Below are 22,137 nucleotides of genomic sequence, written 5' to 3'. Positions count from 1 at the left end.
AAGAAATGCTGTCCTGTTGAAGTGTAATTATTTACAAAGTTGGACTCTATTTATACCACTTAGGTTTTAATCTGTCGAAGTAATCATGATCTTCTAAATACATGTATACTTTATCTAACATCTCATTCATATTGTTAGGAATAGCTTTTAAAGTCCAAACTACAGTTGAGAAGACACACATTGCCAGATAAAGTGAATACAATCTCCAAAAATCTTCATCTGGTTCTTTATTATTAAAATAACCTTTAATTTGTCCTATTGAAAAAGGAATGCTTACTCCTCGGCTAAAGATCCCTATCTTTAGAAATTCATGAATAGGATCTCCCCAATCATACCTGTTAAAATCTATAACTCCAGAAAATTTTTTATTATTCACAATGATGTTTCCAAGATGAAAATCGTCATGTTGAAATAAGTTCGGTCGCTGTTTCATTAGATGGATATTCTCATCAATAAAATTAATTATTTTTTGGTCATTTTTAATCTTTACCCCACATGCTAAATAAGCATTAATATATTTTCTATGCTTTTCAACTTTCCTTGAATACCAAGAAGAGATATGGTCTGGAGCAGATAATTGATGCATTTTTCTTAATTCTTTCCCCGCCTCAATACCAACATTAAATTGTTCTTGGTCGGAGTATTTTAAGATTTCATCCTCAGCATCCTTACCCTCTATATATGATGTGATCATATACCCCCGATTTCCTACTTCACCAATTGAAATTGGTTGTGAACAAGTAACGTGATAATCCTGCATCTTCTCCATAATAGAGTATTCTGTCTTCTTTAATTCCAACTCTTCTAAATTAAACATCCGAAGTAATAGCTTATTGTTATCTTGCATATGTATTAGATATTTTTCATCTGAGGAAAAACCCTTTTTAATTTCAATAACTTCTTTACTATTACTTATTAAAGGAATCTGTTTTATTAATGCATTACTCACACACTCTCACCCCTATATTTATAAGTAATTACATTTCCTTCTTCCACTAAGCTGCTCCGTTACTTCAGCAGGAAAAGGCGATCAAATTTATCGCTCCCGTTAGTACGATAAACATATATATTAAATAATCAAGATAAAGTAATAACAGAATTACGTAATCAATTATATACACTATTGCACAATCCAATCTTAAATTTTATCTATCAAAGTTTTTATTGCATCAATTAAGACTTCTGGTTCATCATTCTGTATATAATGGGTACTATTTTCAGCTATTACGAACTCATTATTTGATGATATTTTAGAAATCTCTTTCTGCATTTCATTCCATAACACTTGTGCTTCCTCTGAATAATGAGCTTTTTTCCCAGCTGACAGAACAATTAATGGTATATCTAATTGTCTTTTTGATTCTTTTACTTGTTTCAAACTTTCCATAAATTCTTCATAATTTCCTTCGTAAACAAATTGTTTATTAAATGCTTGTTGAAATTCTTTCGGCATGGTCGGGAGAAATTTTTCTTTGTAATCTTCAGGCGTAGAATCAACCAAGATAAGTCCACAAACTTCATTAGAATACTCCGTTGCATACAATCGTGTATTAACTCCTCCAAAAGAATGACCTACTAATATGTATGGTGGTTCTATCTTCGCTTCAGTAAGAAGTTTTTTTAACTCCATAATCATCTCACTGCTTGTTCTTGAGTTAGAACTTGACTCACTCTTTCCAAGTCCTGCTCTATCATAAATTAGAACATTAGAGAGCATTGATATTTCTGATATAACTGAATCCCACCCCTTTGAATAATCCCCATATCCAGCTTCCATTACAATAGTTGGTTTTCCATTATTTTCACCAACTAATTTAGCATACAGTTTACAATTGCTTATTTGTATCAACATCTCTTTTGCCATTTTTTCTGTTCCTCTCTTTTCATCAATCACACTGAGGGAATTTAATAAAGCTTTTTAGAATAACTTTCTTCAAGTCTTTCCTGAATAGACTCCACACTTGTATCAGGAAGCTTGGCGTGTTCAAATAATATTTTAGAAGCAGATGGTAATAATGATTCGGCCATCCAAGAGGTAGGTTCCCATAATCCAGAACGTTTAAATGCTTTTGCACAATGAATAAAACACTCCTCCACCTCTACTCCTATACCTAAAAGTGGCTTTTTCCCTTTAAACGCCATCTTATCAAGTAATTCTTCATCGGTTACTAATGTGGCATTCCCGTTCACTCTTAACGTTTCACCCAGTCCAGGTATAAAAAAGAGAAGACCTACTCTTGGGTTCGCTAAAATATTTCGCATGGAATCTATTCTTTTATTTCCAGGTCTTTCGGGTATGACTAATTGCTTTTTACTTATTACTTGAACAAAACCTGTCTTATCACCTCTTGGAGAAACATCACAAAAACCAAATTCATCAGAAGTTGATATGACCAAAAATGGTGATTTAGAAATAAACTCTAGGCAATTGTGATCAAGGTATGAAATGACTTTTTTATTTACTAACTCACTTGGAAAACCAATCATTTGCCTTAATTGTTTTTCCGTTTCAATCGTGTTTTTAAATCGATAGGTTTCTTTCATAATTACACCCCTAAAATTCAATTATTACGTTTTATATAACATTTCTACTTCTAGTAAACTTCCCTTTACTGATATAAGAGCAACGATAGCTACTTTTTCTATCGCTCTCGTTACTTTAATAAGTCCTTTCAAATTTATTTCTAGTCAAAAGCATATCCAATATTGATGCCTGTAACTTTATCATCAAAGTGTACAAAAGATAATTCTAAATTATTTTGATGGTCTACATACCCTATTATATAAATCGTTTGCTCTTTATCTTCATAAGTAAAATAATTCTCACCATAAGCTGTTATAACTTTATCGATAGGAAAGCCTCTTTTTATTTCCATTGCAGTTGAAGATGTATTGTTCTCTTCAAGAACTCCGACTTGTAAAATTTCCTGTGTTTGTCTATCAACACTTACAATATAATCTTTGTTCCAATATTGGTCATAATTTCTTTGTGTAGCATAGTGTTCATTATTAGGATAGGGTTCAAAATATCCATGTTTCGTTATAAAAGATTTATCGTTGATTGACATACCTACTTTGATATCATCAATGCTTTCATTAGATAAATTCGTAGACTCAATTGCCCTCATAGCCTCTTCTCTACTTTCTGAACTACAAGCCGTCATTAACAAGATTATTAAAGTAAAACAAAATAATTTACAAATCCGCTTTAGTAACATTTATCCATACCTCATTCTTAGACTGCCTTATTAAAGTACTAACGCTAAAGCTTGTTAAATAAAAATGGTCTCTCCTTATTAAAGCATCCTTCCCTTTACTGGAAAAGAGTTACGACAACTTCTTGTGCTATCGATACGTTGAATTGTCAGGGAGCTATTTTAGCTGGAAATGTTGTTCGTGGGCAAGCAACGGAAACATCTGATTTAGATATTGTAATTTTTGATGAAAGTTTAAACTCTTCTTATCGTGAATCGCTCATTGAATTTGGATGGAATATTGAACTATTCGCACACAATTTATCGTCGTATCGCTTCTTTTTTGAAAGTGATTGTAAAGAAGCAAGACCTTGTATGCCAAGAATGGTAAGCGAAGGAAAGATTTTAAAAGATAAAGGTATATTGAAAGAAATAAAAAAAGAAGCAAAAGAGTTATTAGAACAAGTACCTGAAAAATGGTCGAAACAGACGATTGATATGAAAAGATATTTTATTACGGATGCGTTAGATGACTTAATAGGTTGTAAGGATAGAGACGAAGGATTTTAAGCATTTCCTGTTTATTTTTTACTGTAAAGTTTGTTGTACCAGAAATGAATGAATAGACTATATAATTATATGATTGCTCAACAAAGAGAAGATTAGGTAACAGGTTTAAGTTCTTGTAGAAATCAAGAAAATACACCTCTGATTTTAAAATCTGTTTTTCATTTAACTTAACGACAAACTTAGTACCATCACAGTTATGAAGAAGGTACAATTCACTTACAGTACCTCCATTTAATTTCTCATATTCTGTGGTTCTCGATTGAATTATATTATTGTGAATCAGTTCTTTAATTATCTCTTTGATGTTCATTTTTATCTCCATTCTAAAATAAGACCTTCTTCAACAATCCTCCCCAATACTTGAAGAACATTCATCTTTTAATTTATCTTAACATTTATTTCCTTTTAATTGGATAAAAAAAGAGCATCCCTTTTTAAAGAAATGCTTCCGTTAGTTGAGTATTTCAATCCTATTCTATATTTTGTTCACGTTCTTGTTTTGCTTGTTTTCTATAATATATTCTTAAAATGATTGCAATGAAAAACCCCACAGAGTAAACGATGTCTTTTATAAGACTATCGAAAGAAAACACGATTGATAGGATAGAAAACACAAATAATATTCCAACGAGAATTAAAAATAATGTGGTACTTTTTTCGCTTGAGTTCAATTTTCCAACTCCATATGCTCGGGGAACTCTTGTTGTATTAATCTCCCCTTTAGCACCACAACAGGAGCAACAGTATATTCCACTATTGCTCTTCGTTTGTTGAAGAAGAAAGTTTATAATCTACCTAGTATATCATCAACAAACTTCTTCTTTTCATCGGTGTAGGTACGTTCATCCTTAGGATATTTTAATGCCAAACTCTTTTTTAATGCTTCATATTCTCTTGCTTTATTGGGATTATCATTTAGATAATCTCTAAAAAAAGTATGCTCTTTCCACCATGTTCCGTTATGTTCAACTATGTGCATGATATGTGTCTTAGTTAGGTTTTCTAAGTTAGAGAATTTAGCAAAAACTACTTTTCCTTCAAGACGCACTTTCGATAAATGGTAATATCCATTTTCTTTTAATCTCTCTTTATCGAATTTCTCAACTTTATCTATAGACTCCACTCCAACGAGTATGTCGATAATAGGTTTAGCGTTAATGCCTTCAATAGCTGTACTTCCAAAATGTTGAATACCTTTTATGTTTTCTCCAATGATGGATTGTAACATTTCTTTCTCTTCGGCAAATAGTTCTTTCCAGTTTGACGAATGAGTTACCAACTTGACTTCTCCTTTATTTACTCCTAACATTCAAGCCCCTTCCCTAATAACATTCTATTCTGAAACAAAAGTGTACTGCTCTGGTTTAGTAATGCTCCCGTTCCTGGAAATGTGAATTTAGTTCAACTCTTTCTGAGGCATGAAATCAGATGGATTTAGTTCTTCTGATTCTACTACTATTGCAGTAAGCCCTGAATTAGTGAAAGTTTCGTGTCCTTCACCTTCCTCCCAATAGACAGCATCACCTGCTTTAACACTTATTTCTGACATATCATCATTCCGTACCCAGCCTTCACCAGTAACAATAATAAGTAATTGAGGAACTACCGTTTTATGAAAGCCAATAACTCCGTCAGGCTCTAAATACATGCAACTAATTTGAGCAGCTGATTCCGTTTTTGTAATTCGAGACATTATAAAATGAGAATTAAAATGAGTGACTTTTTTTCCAATTTCATTATCGAACCTATAAAGTTGCATATTATAATCCTCCTTGCAATAGACTATTGTTTTTACGAACTCTTGTATTACTAAACTCCTTCATATACCAAGTCACTCCCTTATGGTAATATTTAGAATCTTATAATAACAGCCTGAAATTTCATGTAAAATTATGCTATAATATAACTAAGAAAAAAGGCAGAGACAAACAAATTGTTTATCTCTGCCTTTTTTGTATGCATGATTTATTTAAGAATCTACTTCTACAGTTTAAAATCATTCCCCATTTCTTATGTAATTAAAAAAGCAAGCATATGCAGCTTCTAGGATCTTCAACGATTGCTCCCCGTTAGCACAATAAGCGACTATTCTTTTGAACAATCGCACTTTTCGCCACTTTTAGGAAGGACATATGATTGGTCACGAACTACTACTGTTTCGGGTGTAAAGCATATTAAAACATTACTATCATCTAAATCTTTAAAACGTGGGTCCCATTTTTCGATTACAGTTCCCAAATAACGAGAAAGTAACTGATTAGCTATTATCTCGTCAAAAGGCTTAACAGTTGCTGTCCCTCTAAATCCTGCATGTAAAAAAAGACCAGTATGCTGGTTGAAATCTACTATTCCAATAGCGCATTTTGAATTTTTCCTTATTCTATCTGGAAATGTATCTGAAGCTGTACCTATTATCCAAATAATTTTTTCTCGCCAATAAAACCAAACGGGTGAATCTCTTGGCGAATCTTCTGCGACCGTTGATAAATGAGCTACTAATGACATAGAAAGAAAATTTTCTAAATCAAAACTTCTACCTGTATCCCTAATAATTTTCATCATAACCTCCTGAGTAGCTAATTAGCTTTTAATGATATCCTTCATTCTTCAACGATTGCTCCCCGTTACTTTAAGAACAATTATTCACAAATCCTTAAAGTCTATTGTTTTCACCGTTAGAATGTTGTACTCTTTTGCAAAATTATTTAAGTCTGAGAATAGCTCATTGGATTGAAAGCGAGATAATCGGAGACTTAATTTCCCTTTCACTTTTACTTTTGCACCTTTAACCCAACCAAAACATTTAAATTTTATATACTTTATTTCCTTATGACTAACGGTTTGATTATATATAGGAATGGTGAAAAACAATACTTTGAAAAAAAACTTCTCATTTTCAATCCTAAATTCATAATTAAGAAATACGGAAACAGTGATAAATAATAAAAAAGTATACAAAAAATAAAGTAATACATTTGAACTTGTTGTTGATATAAGAAAAATAACAAGTGGTACATGGATTAGAATCAAATATTGCGGCTTAGCTCTATATATCATATTAATAGTCCCTTTAAAGTTAGTGGGTTTCGTTTGATGGATACCACTTTAATTCCTCCCCGTAATTTAGTTTTAAAATTCAGTGATTATCTTACAGTAATTCAATTTTAGCTATTCAAGTATACTACCCTTCACTGGAACAAGAGCAGAGGCAGCTTTTTGTGCTATCGCACTCCGTTTGTCCTTAATCGAAAAACTCCATATGTGTTTTCTCTTGTTTATAGTAATCCAATCTATCTTGTAATGTACCTGAATGAAATTCAAATTTATGACCGTCTGGGTCCGTAAAATAAATTGATTTTTTATCTCTTTCATCTCTTGAACGACCCGATAAGATGTTTACATTCAAACTTTTTAGTTTATCGTATATTTTATCAAAATCTTCTTCTTCGATTGAAAAAGCAATATGCGTGTATGATTGGGTTATTTCATTACGAGGTATATCTTTCTCTACATTGAGAGCAAGCCACATTCCATCTATATCAAAGTAGGCAGTGCTTCTACCTTTAACTAACAATTTAGCATCAAATACATTTTTATAAAACTGGATAGAATTTTCTAAATCAGAAACTGAAAATAAAAAATGATTAAGTCCTTTTATCGACACTGTGTATCACCCCAATAAAATAGTACCCTTTAATCCGACCCTGACAGAAACCCTTCTTCAAGTAAACTCCCCAATACTTAAATAAGCTGTATTGGTTTAAGCTTAACATTATTTCCCTTTTAATTGGACGAAAAAATAGCGTCTCTTATTAAAGAAACGCTCCCGTTAGTTTAGGAAGTTATTTGCCTTTGGGTCCATATCAATCCCAATAAATAGCCAACCGTACAAGACACATATAGGATAAGTGCACTTATAATACCTAAACTCAGAGAAGGTGAGGTGTCAAAATAGTACCTAATAGCACCATAAATCGATATTGTGAAAATAAAACTAGCAGAATAGAATAACGGTGCTATAAATGTAAAGTACCCAAACAACAATATAGAAGCACTGGTTATCCAATATATTGTTATGAATGAGATGAAATTTTGAGTCTTTTTCTTCCCCATAGAAACCCCATATAGAACCCATAAAATGACGAAGGTTATAGATGAAGTAGCATGAAATAACGTTGGTTCAGTCTTCATAACATAGGTATCATAGCTTATTATTCCAAAAATACAACTAACAAATAAGATTGCTAATACATGTTTAAACATTCAAAACCTCCAATTCTCTGTTGCAGTAATCTCCCCAATACCGCCATAACAGACGGTACGGTACTTAAACTAACGCTTCTGGTTGAATTACTTTCTTAATTTTTTCATCAAACAAATAAGCTGGCTTGGTTCCAATTACTTTTATAATTCCATCATCTATAAATAATGCTGTTTCTTCTGGCAATGAGATAACTGGATTTTTATATTGAAGAACATAATTACTAATTAATTCATCGTTATCGACTTTGTAGTGACACCATATGGCATAATTCTCTACAAGACCTAAACCATTAAATTCTTTTAAGGCAACATTGTTAGAATCCATATGAGAACAAGTCATTATATCTTCTCCAAAGATAATCGCCCCTGCACTTCCGCCGTATATAATTCCATCTTTTAATAGATAGTCATTTAATATATTAGTGAAAAGTGTTTTATTGAAATCATTTAAAAGGCTGAATGTATTGCCACCACCTATATATACAGCTGAAAATGTCTTTAAATCTTCAACCCTCTTATTATTCAGCTCGCTTTCGGTCCACATCGTAATATTTTCAATTCCAAGTGGATTAAAAACACTGTTTATCCAATTGAAGCATGAATCATATGGAATAGTATTCGTATCCATTGCAATGGGGATGTATAACAAAGGTTTTTCCTTGTTGATTAGATTTGCAAACTCTTTATCAATTAATAAGGTTTGTTTCTCATCCCCACCTCCAGCAAGAATTAATTTACCCATAAAAACTCCTCCTATATGAACTCACCTTATTCAACTCTTCCCCCCTTTAGCTTAACATCATTTTCCATTTTATAGGTACAAAAAAAGAGCTGCGATACTGCAACTCGTAATTTTACTAACGCTCCCCGTTACTTTAAGTACACCATTTCACAATTTCAAAAAAACATCATATCGCTACCTGTTTATATCATTCTTAATTTCTTCAACTATTTTTTCAAAATATTTCTAAATTACTTCTTATTCTATTTTTCAGATGTTTCCCTGTTCTCCTTCGCCCGCAGCATTGAGATAATTTCTTTATTCTGCCTTATCTGCTCATCTGAATTCTGCTTTATATTGAACAGCCATTTAATGAGCAGGATTGCAATAATTAACGGTATAAGGAAAATAATACCCCCTACTAAACTATACATCTCCATCATTATGTTCCTCCTATTTAAAAATTTTCACGTTGCAATTGGAACTGTCATAATACTAAAAATACTCACTTTTATTATTTCTTCGCTTCCTCAATTATTGCTGCCCGTTACTTTAAGTACAATCATTCACATACTATATTTATTTTTACATAAAATCACAATTAAATATTTAGTATATAAAAATAAACATAGCAAATCACAGAGCCATTGACATAGTAATTAGCAAGTTTCTCTTCTACCAAACGAAACTACTTAAACCTCACAGCCCCTTCTTCTATTTTTAATCACACTTATTCCAACAGTTTTTTTAGAATAGAGTGGTACGAATCTCGGAATTGTTGATGATCGACTTTTTCAATCTTTTTTCCATGGTAGCGTGATTTTTCATAAATACTTAAAAATAACGTTAACTCGTCATGGATCTTAGGCATTGATTTCGCCCATTCTCTTATTGGGATATGGTCAGGGCGTTCATATCCTTTTCGTGCCAGCTTTCTCTCAAGGCGTCGATAGGTTCTTCGATAGGCATTTGAAGAAAATGATCGCACTATTTTTTCAGGAGTATAGTCTGTTAACTTCTCAGATTTATAAGGTTGATTAGTGATAGTGGACTCATCTTTCCCTATTTCTTTTCGATTTGTTCTAACGATGATATAAACAAATATAGCAATGCCTATTAGTAACATCACTCCGTAAAAAACAAGGATATTCGTTTCGGCTCGAGTGCCAAGTAGATTAAATGAGTTGGGATCGCCGTTTATAACAACGTTCCTTGGCAACGCTTCAGAATCAGCTGCGACCATGTTCATTATCCAATAAATCAGTTGAAAAATCGGATAGCTTACGAGCGATAACAATGATTCAATCGTTCCAGATATTCCTCTTCCTGTGATAATCATGGATTGGACTAGACTATAAATGAATAAAACACCGAAAAAACTCGCTGTAACTAAACTACTTATTGAAAGGAAAAGTGAGTTTCTTAATGGTTCTGTTTGATATCTTCGGCTGAGTAGAAAGAACCCTAGACCATACATAAGGAATCCGAGGATGGGCCAATGGGAGGGAACAAATATCATGAGGATAAATGTTGATCCTAAAAGAAAAATCCAGTTTACCAAGTCGTTTGTTAAGCCCTCCATCACTCGCCTTTTATAAGACCAAACGATCATACCTGTAATGATTAAACTAGAGGCAAGAAAAGCCGGTAAGGTTTTCCATGTCATATAAATCAACATGAACCAAAATAATACAAGACATAAATCAAGGATAAATAATCGTTTAAGTCTCAAGCTTTCCCCTCCTTTTAGCCAACAATATCCCTATTTCCCAAGCGAGAAAGTAATTGGGTCCCTGAGCCTGACCGATCGCCAACATAGATTACGTACGACATTGGATCTCTTTTTTGAGAGAGCCCATGAAGGATATACGAAACTGGATACAAGGGAGATCCTATTTTCAAATAGGCTAACACATGAAGGACCCGTTGCAATTGAGCTCTCCCCTGTCCTGGTGGTAGATAGATTCCTGTCGAATTTCTACCGGACCTGTCATTGATATAAACCTCAAAGGACTGATGAGAAGTACTCAGTGCATAGCAAACATTCGCAGCTTTTCTGATCACTTCCTCAGGTTTCTCACTCCACCGATTTTCATCCTCCCCTTCGTGTAAAGATAAAATGACAGTAGCCTTAAAATACAAAGGATCGGCATATTCTCTTGTCATAAGTTGCTGATGTTTAGCTAAACTTTTCCAATCGATATTACGAAGTCGGTCGCCCCACTGATAAGGGCGAACTCCCATTATATCTTCTGTGTTCTCTCCCTTTTTCTTACTCTCCCCTTCAATGGTTCGTAAAGATTTATTTAGATTATAACCGTTAGTAAAAGTAGGATAGATGATCACCGTGATAGGTAGTTCAGGTTTCATCTCCACTCGAAAGGCAAATAGTCCTAACCAATCTGAAACCTTTAGATGAACTTGATGCAGTTGCACTACCCCACGCTTTTTCGCTCTGAGTTTTTCTTTATGTACGATTTTCTCTCTTTGGCGTACCGAATACCCTTGCTGGAAAAGATGAGGAAGTGTCTGTTCAATATTGCCTTCCTTTACGACACCTAGCGCTTCTTTTTCATAGGGCCAGTCTAGTTGAACAGTCGCAGAAAATAACGGAAAGAGACTTCGATTTATCAGTGAGAGCTCTAAATCTGTTTCCTCACCTGGATATAACCTAGATTGCCTTAAATGAAGGCTAGCCTCAATTTTTGATGCAGTATATGTAAGAATCCAATAAGACGTCATGATTGTGACGATCAAAGTAAGAGTGACAATCGTTAAAATGAGTTCATCCATAAGAATAAACATTGTAAGAAGCAAAACACAAAGAACAATCACGAATGTAACGAATGGTTTGGTTTCTTTTTCCTCGAATTGCTTATATAATTTAACCATGGTTTTCCACTGGCACCTTTACCCTAGAAAGAACATCATTCATGACCTCTTCTGGCGATTGACGCATGTGCACGTCTATCTTCAAGATGAGTCGATGAGTATAAACAAGGGGCGCCATTTGATAAATATCATCTGGTGTCACAAACAATCTTTCATGGACAAGTGCACGAGCTTGGGCTATCTTCATTAAATTAAGTGTTGCTCTTGGACTAACTCCTACTTCTATACTTTCATGTTTCCTTGTTTCTTGACTGATCTCAAGCAAGTATTTTTCAACATCTTCACTTAGCGTGACGGTAGAAACGTTAGTTTGCAACTGTCTGATTCGTTCGAGGTCAATTACTGCGTTAATTTCTTTATAGTCTTCCCCTTGAAATCTTCTAATTAACTGAAGTTCTTCTTCATATGACAAACGTTCCATTGGCATTTTTATTGAAAACCGATCTAGTTGAGCATGGGGCAATATATAGGTCCCCTGTTGCAAATCAGTAGGATTTTGAGTAGCCATGACCATAAAGGGAGTAGGAAGAGCAAATCGCTCCCCGTCGACGGTTACTTGTCTTTCTTGCATGGCTTCAAACAAGCTCGCCTGTGTTTTTGGTGTGGCACGATTTATCTCATCCATTAATACAAGTGAATGAAAAACAGGGCCTTCTCGAAAAATAAACGTTTGTTTCGTTTGATCAAAATAGTGAAACCCTGTCACGTCGCTAGGCATCACATCTGGTGTTCCTTGTATTCTTCCTAATGAACCACTGATTGTTTTTGCAAAGGATTTGGCCAATTCAGATTTCCCTGTGCCAGGAATATCATCAATTAAAACGTGCCCCTTTGCTAGAAGCGCGATGCACATCCACTCAATCGCAGTATCTTTCCCAATAAGGTTTTTACTGATTTCTCCTTTACATGCATCCATAAATTCTTTCGCAGTCATAACTTCTCCTTTCTGAAAAAGAGGAAATAGTTTTAAAGTACTATTTCCTCTTCCCTTCGCTATTTTACTAGGTTAAATGATTAATACATAATCTGACAAAATTGAGGGGCCATACCACACTGTGGATATACCTCCTCTCCAGAAGCTCCTATTGAAGCTGGTGAAACTAGCATTCCTACTAATAATAAAGAGAAAAATACTTTTTTCATCAATAACACCTCCCATCTTAACCAATTATAGTAAATTTATGTAATTTATTCAATTAATTTGATATATTTATATAAATAGAGACTAACCTCATTATAATTGAAGATAAAAACAACTATCCTCTAGTTTAATCTTAACATATATTTCCTTTTATTTGATAAGAAAAAAGCACTCCATATTAAAGAAATGCCACCCGTTACTTTAAAAAGCCTTAACTAATAATTGAATTGTAATTGCTAATGTACCCCATTCCTTTTCTTTCTCTGGAGTATATATTCTATAAGTTCGTTCTACCATTTCTTCAATTGAACCACCAACAGCATCAAAATCACTTGCAGGAATGCTTTCATACATTTCTTAGAATGTTGGAAACTCCCTTAATTCAATAACCTCAACTGTTAATGTTTCATCGCTACTTGGAATTTTAGTGAAATTTATAGTATCTCCTACACTTATTTTTCTCCTCTTCTCATCATTCAATCTTACTTCCACTTTCTTTTTTCCTGACTTAATTGAATTAAAAGGTGTTTCATAAAGTCCCATACTGTGTTCCATTTTCTCAACTCCTAATTGTCTATTTTTTCTTAAACAATTCTCCCCAATCCTTTAAGTATACTTCTTCACAAACTCATTACTTTCCTCAAGCTAATTTTAACATATAATGACAAAAACCTTTTTTTCATTATTCTACAAGTAAATTCACATTATGATTAGCAACCATGTAGAAGCCGACTAAAACCATAGCGATTTAGTCGGCGAATGAGATTGCTATTTTCAATTTTCTCTCCGAAAACCGAACCCGTTATGATAAGGTAACCTTTTTTGAATTGGTGGAGCCGAAACAGTTAATAATAAGATCTATCAAAATCCTTATAGCATTAAAAGATTCACCTTCAGCCCAAAGACTTTCGCTATCCTCGTTCCCTGTTGTTCCCTTCCCCCTCGATTTTCCCAAGAGTCTCTGGAACGACCTGCCCTTCTACTTTGGCTTTATAAGCTCCGATATATGGATTTAACCTAGGTCCGTATTTATTTAAAAGATAATCAATGTTTCTATGGTCGTGTTCCATTGTCGCGGCTTTTTGTTCGTATACGAGCCATTCAATGAAATAGATCAGACTTTTAAAATCTTCGATGATGGCTTCTTGATAGACGTCTTTAATGGTTCTGAAGCTCATTTTGGCTCCCTCCTTCCATCGTTAGTTCCCGTTTGCCATTTGTTCCGTAGTTCCGTTTGATTCTTCTCGGTTCACGAACAAGTTATATTCTTTTTCATAGCCAAGTTCGACGGTGCCGACAGGGCCTTCGCGCTGCTTGGCGATGATGATTTCAATGGTGTTGTCTGATACCTCGTTTCGGTTATAATAGTCGTCGCGGTAAAGAAAAGCGACGACATCGGCGTCTTGTTCAAGGCTTCCCGATTCTCTTAAGTCTGATAGATTGGGACGTTTATCTGAGCGTGATTCGACGCCTCGTGATAACTGGGACAAGGCGATGACAGGGACCCTTAGTTCACGGGCCAATGATTTCAATGACCTTGAGATTTCGCTTACTTCTTCTTGACGATTCTGCTTGTTTGCAGCTGACTTTAGGAGCTGCAAATAGTCGATGATGATGAAGTGCGGCATGTCTGGGTGCTTGCGGATCAATTTTCTTGTATTCGCATAAATGTCGGCGATTTTCACTGATGAACGGTCACAAATGTACAAGTTTTCCTTGTTTAGTTCATGGATCGCTTCCGAGTACGAGTTCCAATCATTGACATCGAACCGTGTTTGGGGATCCCGTAATTTCTGAGAATTGATTCTACTCTTGGCCGAGATCATCCGATTGAGAAACTGCTCTTTACTCATTTCAAGGGAATACAAGTGTCCGAAGGCTTTCCCTTTCATGTGACCCATGGCTACATTCAGGGCAAAGGCGGTTTTTCCTACAGAGGGTCTTGCGGCAACGATGATAAACTGCCCTTCACTGTGACCGTTCGTTAGTCGGTCGTATTGACTGAAAGTAGTCGGAAGCCCTCTTTTGACCGTGCCGTCCAAAGCTTGTTGATACATCTCTGTGAGGATGTCTTTGATTTTGAACTCGTCATCACGGCCTCCACTGGCTTCAATGTTCCTCACACTACTGAGAAATCGGTTCACCGTTTGCTCATCGGTCACGTTGGAATGAAGAAAGGTAGTAGCTGCTTGGCGGAGTTCTCTTTTCCTCCCTGTGCGGAGAATAATTTGCTCATAGTTTTTGTAAGCGTGCACGGAGGGGACCGCTCCCATCATCTCGCCAATGTTCAGTTGATTCATGAACGACGAACCGAGCTGTTCTAATAGTGTCGCTCGATTGATGTCTTCCTCACTATTGGTAAGAGTGATCATGGCTTCTAGTAACCGATCGTGGCCGCCAGAGAGTTGCTTCGGCTCAACGATGACCTCTCGAACAAGGGATGGATCAAGTAACAGACAGCCGAGGAGCATTTTTTCTGCTTCAAGATTGTATTGGTCCGCCACTGGCGTTCGCCTCCCACTCGTCAATTTGTCCAAGCACCTGTTTATTTCTCTCCGGTCTCGGCTGTTCATATAAATCGATGACGAGAGGCGGAAACTTACTGCAAGCGACGTGACGATCAAGACGCTCGATCACCTCTCTATACGACTGCGTTTTCATGAGGCGATGCCATGCCTCGACTGTCTCAGGTTGCAACGTGATTTTTCCCGGAAAAAAGCGGTTGATTTCCTGCAATAACTGGGCTGTCTCTTTCAATGTCATGGGTCATTCCAACCCCTTTACATATAGATCAAACGCCGATTCTTTCGAGGTGTCCCCTTCATTTAAATACGCTTCAAACTTCGTCCCAAACAGCGTTTCCGGTCGCAGAAATTTGTTCATGCTCGGATCGTTTATCCACTGGGCGGTCTTCGTATCGATGACTTTTTGAAAGTCTTGGAGACGGTGCTTCTCTTGCCATCTTGCTCGAATCTTTTCTTGTGTTTTTCTAACTGAGGGTTTGAAATTCTTATCTGTCTGTTCATTCAAATAAGTGATGATCTCGGCATATGGGATGGATGATGGCTCCTTAGGGCTGTCTTCTGTCGATTCTTCTGTTGGTTCATCTTCATAAGTCCTTTCTTCGTCTGAAAAAGGCAGTTCCTCGTTGGACACTTCATTTGCTTCATGTTGGATGAGATCCTGATCGTCTTCTGCTGGATCTACTTCTAAGGGAATCTCCACTTTATATCCTTCTAAATACAAGCCGATTTGGTTGAGGTCTTTCTGAATCTGAATAAGATTGACTCTGTATTGCTTTGTCCGATCCCACTTTATTTTTGGATTGGACCGTTGATCTATCCATCCCGCATTGATCAGTTTCGCTAAGTAGCGACGAATGGACGATGGAGCCATGTTCGTCATCGTGTCTCCTGCCAATTCACTGGCTGTTTTGTAGAACCAGCCATGGGTGAGTTCCAACTGTGATTCTTCGTTTCGCTTTTTCTCTTCCGAAATAAAGACATCGAAATCTTTAACACATTGGGACCAGTAAATCATTTGGTTAAGTATAATAGCCAATTTATAATCTCCTGTTAACATCAATAACTCTTCTTTAATGACTGATCGTTTAAATCCTCTCATGGGAATCCCTCCACCTTTTATCATCGCTGTTCATCAAATAAGTACATACAAAAAGGAAAAAAGGGGGAGCTATTTTGAAAAGATTTTAGAAATTATTTTCAGAGACGCAAGGGTTTGTGCGAATTTCGATGAGCATGCCTAAGACCTTTGTATGTATTCTCTGAAGTAATCTCTGTAGTAATCTCTGGTATTGCTTTTTCATCGTGAACAGTTGGAATGAAGCGTGGTGAGTGTTTGAAAGGATTGGGTTGGTTCATAGAAAGGCATGGTGGAAGGATTCGAATTTCTAATTTAGTTCAGGAAGTGTTGTTTTTAAAAAAAGCAGAGGAATCTTGATGAGCGATTCGGTCCAATCATGGTGATTTCCTCTAATTTCATGATCTCCAGGAGCTATTTTTCAATCATTTTTTTAAAATCATAGCAACCTGTTCATTTGACCGATGAAATGAGACATTTCCCATTAATCGATTCTGTCGCTTCGCTAGATGAAAAGAGCCGTTTCGTCATTCGTAGCTTTCTCATGCGCGCTCTAAACTGAGGGTACCGCGGAATAAGCGGAAGCGCGCTTCCAAGCAGGAGAAGTCCCTTGGAACAACTTGAAATCAATCAAGAAGAGGAATTTGAGCAAATCTGTGAACAGTTCATGCCCATGATTTATGGCCTTATTCGAAAATGGAAGTTGGCTGGTGATAAGGATGAGTTTATTCAAACAGGACGCATTGCGTTGTATGACGCTTGGACAAACTATGACGGTGATCGAGGCGCTTTTGCGGCTTATGCAAAGAGTTATATTTATGGTCGTTTCCAATTGACTTTGGAACGAAAGAATCGCTGGCAAACGAGGCATGTGTCTACGGAACCAATCATTTTAAGTGAAACGAACCCGGCTGTCGTTCTAAACGAGGAAGACCTCTTTATTCTACGCGATTTGATTGCTCGCTCAAGGTTAACCCCAAGAGAACAGGATTGGATAAACGGCGCCCTCATAGATGGACTAAAACTTGGAGAAATTGCCGACAGACACGGCGTTGCTATATCTACCGTGAGATCGTGGCGAAAAGAGGCTTTGAAAAAATTAAGGGAAAGAATGGTGGAGTTTGTGTAGTGACCGGGGGGACGGTTCTTGTGGTCAGGTGGTCTCCTGAACCGCGAGAACCGTCCCTACGGTTGCACTGTGGTTGTAAAAAATAGAAAGGAAGCAACTGTATTAACAGTCGCTCCCTTTCATTTTTTGGTTATGGGTGGGGGTATTCTTCATTTACCGTTATGGAGACTTGATGAATAAATTAAGCAGTTTTGCTCTTCTGTTCTTCTTGTTCGATACTAAGAGATTGTCTATACTCTTCTGCCGCTAGTGTAGTAGTAAATTCTACCGTTGAGTCGATATCCTGAACAATAGCCTGCAAATTATTAATGTCAGATGAAAAGAATTCTTTTCTCAAATTTATTTTATTTATTCGATTAGGTGTAAGGCGCTCATGAATTTTTTGCTCAAGGTCGACAGCGTTATCACTGAAGACCATTGCATGAATGTCGAATTTAAATGGAACAGAGGCATTTCCTAATTCATCGATTCTATCTAACGGGTTTAGTCGTCTTGTCATGCCAACTTTAAATACATTTTCCCCAAAAGAACCTAGATTAGATATCACATACACATAACCTGCTCTTCCGTTTGCCCGTTTAACAATTTCCTCTTTATCTTCTTCTAATTTAATTATTTGTTGGTTTAATTCTTCTACTCTTGCATTAAGAGCTTCTAACTTAATAGGGTCGGTTTCAGAAGACAAAAGCACCTTATTTTTTTCAATTTCTTGAAGGTACTTCTCCTCTTCTTGCTCAATTTTTTTCTTCTCTTCTAATAACTTTTTACGTTCTTCAGCCTCTTGTCTCATTTGTTCTTTTATTTGTCGTTGCTCTTCTTTCTCTAATTCCTTTTGGATATAATGCTTATATTCAATTTGAATGGCATTTTGAAATAGAGGATCTAATTCTGATAAAAATCTTGTAATGGTAGGTAAAATTTGAGCATTCCCATCTCCACAGATGGTCAAATACTTATCAATAAGAGCTTTTGCTTCTTCCAATGATTTATCCAGATTTGTGTATTTGAGTTTATGTAAGATATTTTGCAATTCTGCTTTAAGTCCAATAACCATTAAATGATAGATCGTTCTGTTAGCTTTTGTTGTATATCTAGATTCATAGGATTTTAATAGTTTTTGGATCTCTCGGTTGTTAGAAGTCATCTCTTTACGTAATAGTTTTGAGTCATTATAGTGCAAATTTAATTCAACTAAAGTATTTAGTACACCGTCTCCTAATGATTCCTCGAGGACACGAACTTCTTTTTCGATTTCTTGGAAGTTCACCGCATTTGGAAACTTCTCAACTAGTTGCTTAATCCCTAAACATTCACTTTTGAATTTTTTAGCTTGTTTTTCCATCTTAACAATTTCTTTTTGATGTCCAGCTAACAATTGTTCTGCCGTATTAACTTCTTCTCCAAGTTTATTTTTTCGAGATTCAAGTTCTGCAAGTTCTGTCTGTACAGACTGCTTCGCCTCGGTAATTGTGTCAGTAATAATTTTCTCTTTATTTTCTAGTTTTAACTCAGTATCTAAAAGTTTCGCCTCTTTTTCTTTCAATCGTTTACTGATATTAAAGAAATTTTTGATTTCATTTAGCATTTTCTAGTCCCCTTCTCCTTAAAATTACATTCCTTGTATTCATGATAAATTATTATAGTCTTTAAATTAAAATTACATTATCTAGTAAGATTGTATCATATAAAAGGTTAATTAAATTATTGGATAGTGAGATAGATAAAAGTTATTCCTTTACAAATAATATGTCTGAATTATCGATTTTTTTGAAAAGGTTCATAGTATTATAGTACAATTTATATTAGCATAGTAGATAATACTACAATAATTTCCTTTTTTGAGAGTATACTTACCTTCTTTATTACTTCCAGAACTGAACTAGAGTATTGTTTAACTTAAATTGTTGAGGAGCTGATATAGTGAAATTACAGGACATTATACCTAAAATGAGTAAAATGTATTTGAGTCGCACGTTGGACAGTTTTCTAAAGGATGTAAAAATGACAGACGAGGAAGAAATGCGGGAAGTCATCATTAAAAACATTGAAGAATTCCAAAATAAGGATCGTGTTAAAAGAAACCTGAATTTCTTAGAAGAAAAAAGAGATATCTCATTATTAAATGAAATGATACTAATGTCATTAATGGAAAATGAGGGCTACCTATTAAAAGAATCTGAGTTGTTGAAGAACGTTGAGGAATTAGAGAATCAAATTATTACTGAAAGTAAAGACGAAGAATATTTAAAAAACACCATACCTGAAGACTACTACAGAATTTACAGTTCTGTTCTTGCAACAGCATGGAAAAAAGATGAAACGTTGAATTCTCATGAAGTAAATATTCTTACAGTACTAAGGCAGGAACTTAATTTAACGAAAAGAGACCACTACTTAATTGAAAGCCATATAGGTCGCTTCCCTCAAAAAGGGAACAAATTACATAGCCATAGGCAAATTGAAAATTCTCTAAAAAACCTTCAGTCAAGAGGATTAATTTTACGATTTAAGTCTGATGAAGTTTATTATATTATACCTTCTGAAATAGCTAGAATTCTCAGGTACGAACTTGGTGGGGAGTTAAGAAATGAAACTTATGAACAATTATTAAATGATTTTTCAAAGGTTCAGTTAAAACATATTTTAAACTCATTAAATATAAACTCGAGCGGAACGAAAGAAACACTTATCCAAAGAATTTTAAAGCATAATATCTTACCTTCTATTGTTTTGGACACTTTAGCCAATAACGATTTAAAAGATTTCCTTAGAAACCTAGATGGTGCTCGAGTAAGTGGAACCAAAAATGAAAAAATTAGCAATATCATAGATTACTACGAAAACTTATCCTCTAAGGTTATCTCTGACCCCACCGATAATAGATCGTTATATTATGATTATATTGAAGATTTAGCAGCTCGTAATTATAAACCTTTAAGGGTGAATAAAGTTATTGAGAAAGACTTAGATACGGAAAAGTATTTTGAAGAGGCAACTAGATATATTTTTGAAACAAAATTGGGTCTGCCTTTAGTGGAAATGCCTGGATCAAAACATTGTGACGGAAAAATTAAATTTAACACGAAAGAGTCTCTTCTCTGGGACAATAAAAGTATCGAAGGAACTTACTCCTTCCCTAATGATCATTTCGAACAATTTTTAGGTTATATACGTGCGAATGATAATAGAGTAACTCTATTCCTAATTATCACTTCAAAAATCTCTCCTGAGTCTATATCACAAGCACAACGACTAAAAGCTTTTACCGAAACGGATACAGATATTGCCCTCATTTCTGCTGAAAACCTTAAGTTTATTGCGGAAAATTGGAAGGGTTATTCCAATAAGAAAGATCCAAAATTTAGTTTGCAAGTTTTCAATTTAACTGGTGAGCTTACTAGAAATACAATTGTTGATAGAATGAATTGGGCTATTGAATAAAAACTATGATGGTGTCACACCTTCTTTTATATTATTTTAGTAAAGTCTAAGCATTTCAAATAATGAACCCCCTCGATCAACGTGACCGAGGGGGCTCTATTAGTTTCTACTTTAGCTGAAAATTTTAAAATCAAAAGTCGTTAAAGGAACTCCAACTTTGCTTGGAGCTCCTTGTTATTATAGGTTATATCAACAATCACTCAACTCTTAACTTTTTCATTCGCACGGATCACCCTTTCAGCTGCTTCTTTCATGGAACTAGAGAAAAAGCTATAATAGATATCCTCATCCTTCACTTCAACATATTCATAGCCCCCTCTGTGAAGCCCTTGAACTAACTTGTCCGCGATCGACAAGGCTACTAGCATGAACCGTGCCGACCTATTACTGACTAACCCATTGTATAACACCAACTGACCCGCTCCGTGTAAGTCTGCATGCTTCTTGACTTCCACATACAAGTCCTTTCCATTATTATCTACAAAAAGCAAATCACATCTTTTCCCATCTAAATTGACTTCCTTCTCTTTAAACGATAATCCTGGTTCAATTAAATCCGAGTTTACGATCAGTGCATTTACTAAGTCTGCTTCTTTCATTCTTGCTCATCCCCTCTCAGTTCAAAAGCCTTTCATCTATTAAGTACACTCAAACAAGTAAAAATGGGGAGACGGATTGAAAAAAATCGGAACTGAATTTTTATCAATTCGTCAAGGACTTCGTTGGAACATTCTCAACGAATATTTACTCATTCAGTTATCAATTTGAATAACATGCATATCCATAAATTAAACTCAAAACATGTGAGGGGGATTAGCTTGGAAGCTGAGTCGAAAGAATTTGGAGTGAAGTTTATATTAGCCGTGATTAGCTACATCATTGCCGCTGTTTTTTCAGGAGTGGGGTTCCATAAATTATTTGTTTACGAAAACAGTGATAGTTTTTTTGGTGGTTCTACAAATGCTTATGTAGGGGGCGATGCTTATAACTACATAATAAATGCCAACTTAGCTACCGCCTATTTCACTTTAGCCATCCTCTTTACCATCATAGGAACGATATTTTTAATAGCGAATTATCTTGCGAAGTCGGAAAAAAGAGAAGAGTTACCTGGAGGATCTGCTGACACCATATCGGAAGCTGCCATTAATGATGGGAGAATCATTAGATAAATCATATAAGATGA

25 protein-coding genes and 1 pseudogene are annotated in these 22,137 nt (G+C 35.3%); 4 read left to right on the top strand and 22 right to left on the bottom strand.

Features of this window, described 5'->3' with window-relative positions; translation table 11 throughout:
* Positions 1-46 precede the first annotated feature (46 nt).
* From CR194_RS05120 to CR194_RS05105, 4 genes are all read right to left on the bottom strand, one after another.
* Entirely contained in the window at positions 47-949 is a 903-nt protein-coding gene (locus tag CR194_RS05120; RefSeq protein ID WP_110608535.1) for an aminoglycoside phosphotransferase family protein, read from the bottom strand.
* A gap of 189 nt (positions 950-1,138) precedes the next feature.
* Positions 1,139-1,864: an alpha/beta fold hydrolase gene (locus CR194_RS05115; protein WP_110608534.1), complete on the bottom strand. Its 726-nt coding sequence runs from the start codon at positions 1,862-1,864 to the stop codon at positions 1,139-1,141.
* Between the two features lie 41 nt (positions 1,865-1,905).
* A complete protein-coding gene (locus CR194_RS05110) occupies positions 1,906-2,544 on the bottom strand; it encodes a pyridoxamine 5'-phosphate oxidase family protein (RefSeq protein WP_110608533.1) in 639 nt (212 codons plus the stop codon).
* 140 nt (positions 2,545-2,684) lie between these two features.
* Positions 2,685-3,218, bottom strand: coding sequence for a hypothetical protein (locus CR194_RS05105; protein WP_110608532.1), 534 nt, complete (start codon positions 3,216-3,218; stop codon positions 2,685-2,687).
* A gap of 129 nt (positions 3,219-3,347) precedes the next feature.
* Here CR194_RS05105 and CR194_RS05100 point away from each other — a divergent pair.
* Positions 3,348-3,755: pseudogene (locus CR194_RS05100) on the top strand (nucleotidyltransferase domain-containing protein); the annotation flags it as partial.
* A gap of 793 nt (positions 3,756-4,548) precedes the next feature.
* On the opposite strand, the gene CR194_RS05085 reads toward CR194_RS05100, so the two are convergent.
* The 16 genes from CR194_RS05085 to CR194_RS05010 all read right to left on the bottom strand — a co-directional run bounded on the left by CR194_RS05085 (position 4,549) and on the right by CR194_RS05010 (position 16,405).
* Entirely contained in the window at positions 4,549-5,073 is a 525-nt protein-coding gene (locus CR194_RS05085) for a GrpB family protein (RefSeq protein ID WP_110608529.1), read from the bottom strand.
* Positions 5,074-5,160: 87 nt separating this feature from the next.
* Positions 5,161-5,523, bottom strand: a complete 363-nt coding sequence (locus CR194_RS05080) for a cupin domain-containing protein (RefSeq protein WP_110608528.1) — start codon at positions 5,521-5,523, stop codon at positions 5,161-5,163.
* Between the two features lie 326 nt (positions 5,524-5,849).
* A complete protein-coding gene (locus CR194_RS05075) occupies positions 5,850-6,323 on the bottom strand; it encodes a pyridoxamine 5'-phosphate oxidase family protein (RefSeq protein ID WP_199228138.1) in 474 nt (157 codons plus the stop codon).
* A gap of 682 nt (positions 6,324-7,005) precedes the next feature.
* Complete coding sequence (gene fosM / locus CR194_RS05065) at positions 7,006-7,428, bottom strand: FosM family fosfomycin resistance protein (RefSeq protein ID WP_110608526.1); 423 nt, start codon at positions 7,426-7,428, stop codon at positions 7,006-7,008.
* Positions 7,429-8,091: 663 nt separating this feature from the next.
* Positions 8,092-8,769, bottom strand: coding sequence for a Type 1 glutamine amidotransferase-like domain-containing protein (locus CR194_RS05055; RefSeq protein ID WP_110608524.1), 678 nt, complete (start codon positions 8,767-8,769; stop codon positions 8,092-8,094).
* Between the two features lie 242 nt (positions 8,770-9,011).
* Complete coding sequence (locus tag CR194_RS05050) at positions 9,012-9,191, bottom strand: hypothetical protein (protein ID WP_110608523.1); 180 nt, start codon at positions 9,189-9,191, stop codon at positions 9,012-9,014.
* 287 nt (positions 9,192-9,478) lie between these two features.
* Entirely contained in the window at positions 9,479-10,480 is a 1,002-nt protein-coding gene (locus tag CR194_RS05045) for a DUF4129 domain-containing protein (protein ID WP_110608522.1), read from the bottom strand.
* A gap of 14 nt (positions 10,481-10,494) precedes the next feature.
* On the bottom strand, positions 10,495-11,640 hold the full coding sequence (locus tag CR194_RS05040) for a DUF58 domain-containing protein (protein ID WP_110608521.1): 1,146 nt from the start codon (positions 11,638-11,640) through the stop codon (positions 10,495-10,497).
* Complete coding sequence (locus tag CR194_RS05035; protein WP_110608520.1) at positions 11,633-12,574, bottom strand: AAA family ATPase; 942 nt, start codon at positions 12,572-12,574, stop codon at positions 11,633-11,635. Before CR194_RS05035 ends, CR194_RS05040 begins: the two co-directional genes overlap by 8 nt.
* An 80-nt stretch (positions 12,575-12,654) precedes the next feature.
* Complete coding sequence (locus CR194_RS20660; RefSeq protein WP_269845694.1) at positions 12,655-12,783, bottom strand: hypothetical protein; 129 nt, start codon at positions 12,781-12,783, stop codon at positions 12,655-12,657.
* Between the two features lie 199 nt (positions 12,784-12,982).
* Positions 12,983-13,135, bottom strand: a complete 153-nt coding sequence (locus CR194_RS20830) for a hypothetical protein (protein WP_408640727.1) — start codon at positions 13,133-13,135, stop codon at positions 12,983-12,985.
* 3 nt (positions 13,136-13,138) lie between these two features.
* Positions 13,139-13,336, bottom strand: coding sequence for an ASCH domain-containing protein (locus tag CR194_RS20825; protein WP_408640726.1), 198 nt, complete (start codon positions 13,334-13,336; stop codon positions 13,139-13,141).
* 356 nt (positions 13,337-13,692) lie between these two features.
* Complete coding sequence (locus CR194_RS05025) at positions 13,693-13,959, bottom strand: hypothetical protein (protein WP_110608519.1); 267 nt, start codon at positions 13,957-13,959, stop codon at positions 13,693-13,695.
* Positions 13,960-13,980: 21 nt separating this feature from the next.
* Positions 13,981-15,285 carry a replicative DNA helicase gene (gene dnaB, locus CR194_RS05020; protein ID WP_158282170.1) on the bottom strand — a complete coding sequence of 435 codons (1,305 nt, stop codon included), beginning with the start codon at positions 15,283-15,285 and terminating at the stop codon, positions 13,981-13,983.
* Positions 15,263-15,544, bottom strand: coding sequence for a hypothetical protein (locus CR194_RS05015; protein WP_110608517.1), 282 nt, complete (start codon positions 15,542-15,544; stop codon positions 15,263-15,265). Before CR194_RS05015 ends, dnaB begins: the two co-directional genes overlap by 23 nt.
* 3 nt (positions 15,545-15,547) lie before the next feature.
* The gene (locus tag CR194_RS05010) at positions 15,548-16,405 is read right to left on the bottom strand and encodes a conserved phage C-terminal domain-containing protein (RefSeq protein ID WP_233254229.1); all 858 of its coding nucleotides are present in this window, start codon (positions 16,403-16,405) and stop codon (positions 15,548-15,550) included.
* A 586-nt stretch (positions 16,406-16,991) separates the two neighbouring features.
* Here CR194_RS05010 and CR194_RS05005 point away from each other — a divergent pair.
* Complete coding sequence (locus CR194_RS05005) at positions 16,992-17,510, top strand: sigma-70 family RNA polymerase sigma factor (protein WP_110608516.1); 519 nt, start codon at positions 16,992-16,994, stop codon at positions 17,508-17,510.
* 181 nt (positions 17,511-17,691) lie between these two features.
* On the opposite strand, the gene CR194_RS05000 is transcribed toward CR194_RS05005, so the two are convergent.
* Positions 17,692-19,095 (bottom strand): GIY-YIG nuclease family protein, encoded by a 1,404-nt coding sequence (locus CR194_RS05000; protein WP_110608515.1) that lies wholly within the window; start codon positions 19,093-19,095, stop codon positions 17,692-17,694.
* A 335-nt stretch (positions 19,096-19,430) separates the two neighbouring features.
* Here CR194_RS05000 and CR194_RS04995 point away from each other — a divergent pair, with 335 nt between their 5' ends.
* Positions 19,431-20,951 carry an SAP domain-containing protein gene (locus CR194_RS04995; protein WP_110608514.1) on the top strand — a complete coding sequence of 507 codons (1,521 nt, stop codon included), beginning with the start codon at positions 19,431-19,433 and terminating at the stop codon, positions 20,949-20,951.
* A 200-nt stretch (positions 20,952-21,151) separates the two neighbouring features.
* Here the strand turns inward: CR194_RS04995 and CR194_RS04990 are convergent, their stop codons facing one another.
* Positions 21,152-21,550 carry an endonuclease NucS domain-containing protein gene (locus CR194_RS04990; RefSeq protein ID WP_110608513.1) on the bottom strand — a complete coding sequence of 133 codons (399 nt, stop codon included), beginning with the start codon at positions 21,548-21,550 and terminating at the stop codon, positions 21,152-21,154.
* Positions 21,551-21,769: 219 nt separating this feature from the next.
* On the opposite strand from CR194_RS04990, the gene CR194_RS04985 reads away from it, so the two are divergent.
* Positions 21,770-22,123: a hypothetical protein gene (locus CR194_RS04985; protein ID WP_199228120.1), complete on the top strand. Its 354-nt coding sequence runs from the start codon at positions 21,770-21,772 to the stop codon at positions 22,121-22,123.
* Positions 22,124-22,137 lie beyond the last annotated feature (14 nt).

Source organism: Salipaludibacillus keqinensis (assembly GCF_003226325.1).
GTDB classification, from domain to species: Bacteria; Bacillota; Bacilli; order Bacillales; family Salisediminibacteriaceae; genus Salipaludibacillus; species Salipaludibacillus keqinensis.
This window is presented reverse-complemented; position numbering and strand designations above follow the sequence as displayed.

Bases quoted from the DNA above. Each gene is read 5' to 3' on its own strand.
- CR194_RS05115 (WP_110608534.1), bottom strand. From the start codon at position 1,864: ATGGCAAAAGAGATGTTGATACAAATAAGCAATTGTAAACTGTATGCT.
- CR194_RS05110 (WP_110608533.1), bottom strand. From the start codon at position 2,544: ATGAAAGAAACCTATCGATTTAAAAACACGATTGAAACGGAAAAACAA.
- CR194_RS05105 (WP_110608532.1), bottom strand. From the start codon at position 3,218: ATGTTACTAAAGCGGATTTGTAAATTATTTTGTTTTACTTTAATAATC.
- CR194_RS05085 (WP_110608529.1), bottom strand. From the start codon at position 5,073: ATGTTAGGAGTAAATAAAGGAGAAGTCAAGTTGGTAACTCATTCGTCA.
- CR194_RS05080 (WP_110608528.1), bottom strand. From the start codon at position 5,523: ATGCAACTTTATAGGTTCGATAATGAAATTGGAAAAAAAGTCACTCAT.
- CR194_RS05075 (WP_199228138.1), bottom strand. From the start codon at position 6,323: ATGAAAATTATTAGGGATACAGGTAGAAGTTTTGATTTAGAAAATTTT.
- CR194_RS05055 (WP_110608524.1), bottom strand. From the start codon at position 8,769: ATGGGTAAATTAATTCTTGCTGGAGGTGGGGATGAGAAACAAACCTTA.
- CR194_RS05050 (WP_110608523.1), bottom strand. From the start codon at position 9,191: ATGATGGAGATGTATAGTTTAGTAGGGGGTATTATTTTCCTTATACCG.
- CR194_RS05040 (WP_110608521.1), bottom strand. From the start codon at position 11,640: ATGGTTAAATTATATAAGCAATTCGAGGAAAAAGAAACCAAACCATTC.
- CR194_RS05035 (WP_110608520.1), bottom strand. From the start codon at position 12,574: ATGACTGCGAAAGAATTTATGGATGCATGTAAAGGAGAAATCAGTAAA.
- CR194_RS20660 (WP_269845694.1), bottom strand. From the start codon at position 12,783: ATGAAAAAAGTATTTTTCTCTTTATTATTAGTAGGAATGCTAGTTTCA.
- CR194_RS20830 (WP_408640727.1), bottom strand. From the start codon at position 13,135: ATGTATGAAAGCATTCCTGCAAGTGATTTTGATGCTGTTGGTGGTTCA.
- CR194_RS20825 (WP_408640726.1), bottom strand. From the start codon at position 13,336: ATGGAACACAGTATGGGACTTTATGAAACACCTTTTAATTCAATTAAG.
- CR194_RS05025 (WP_110608519.1), bottom strand. From the start codon at position 13,959: ATGAGCTTCAGAACCATTAAAGACGTCTATCAAGAAGCCATCATCGAA.
- CR194_RS05015 (WP_110608517.1), bottom strand. From the start codon at position 15,544: ATGACATTGAAAGAGACAGCCCAGTTATTGCAGGAAATCAACCGCTTT.
- CR194_RS05010 (WP_233254229.1), bottom strand. From the start codon at position 16,405: ATGAGAGGATTTAAACGATCAGTCATTAAAGAAGAGTTATTGATGTTA.
- CR194_RS05000 (WP_110608515.1), bottom strand. From the start codon at position 19,095: ATGCTAAATGAAATCAAAAATTTCTTTAATATCAGTAAACGATTGAAA.
- CR194_RS04990 (WP_110608513.1), bottom strand. From the start codon at position 21,550: ATGAAAGAAGCAGACTTAGTAAATGCACTGATCGTAAACTCGGATTTA.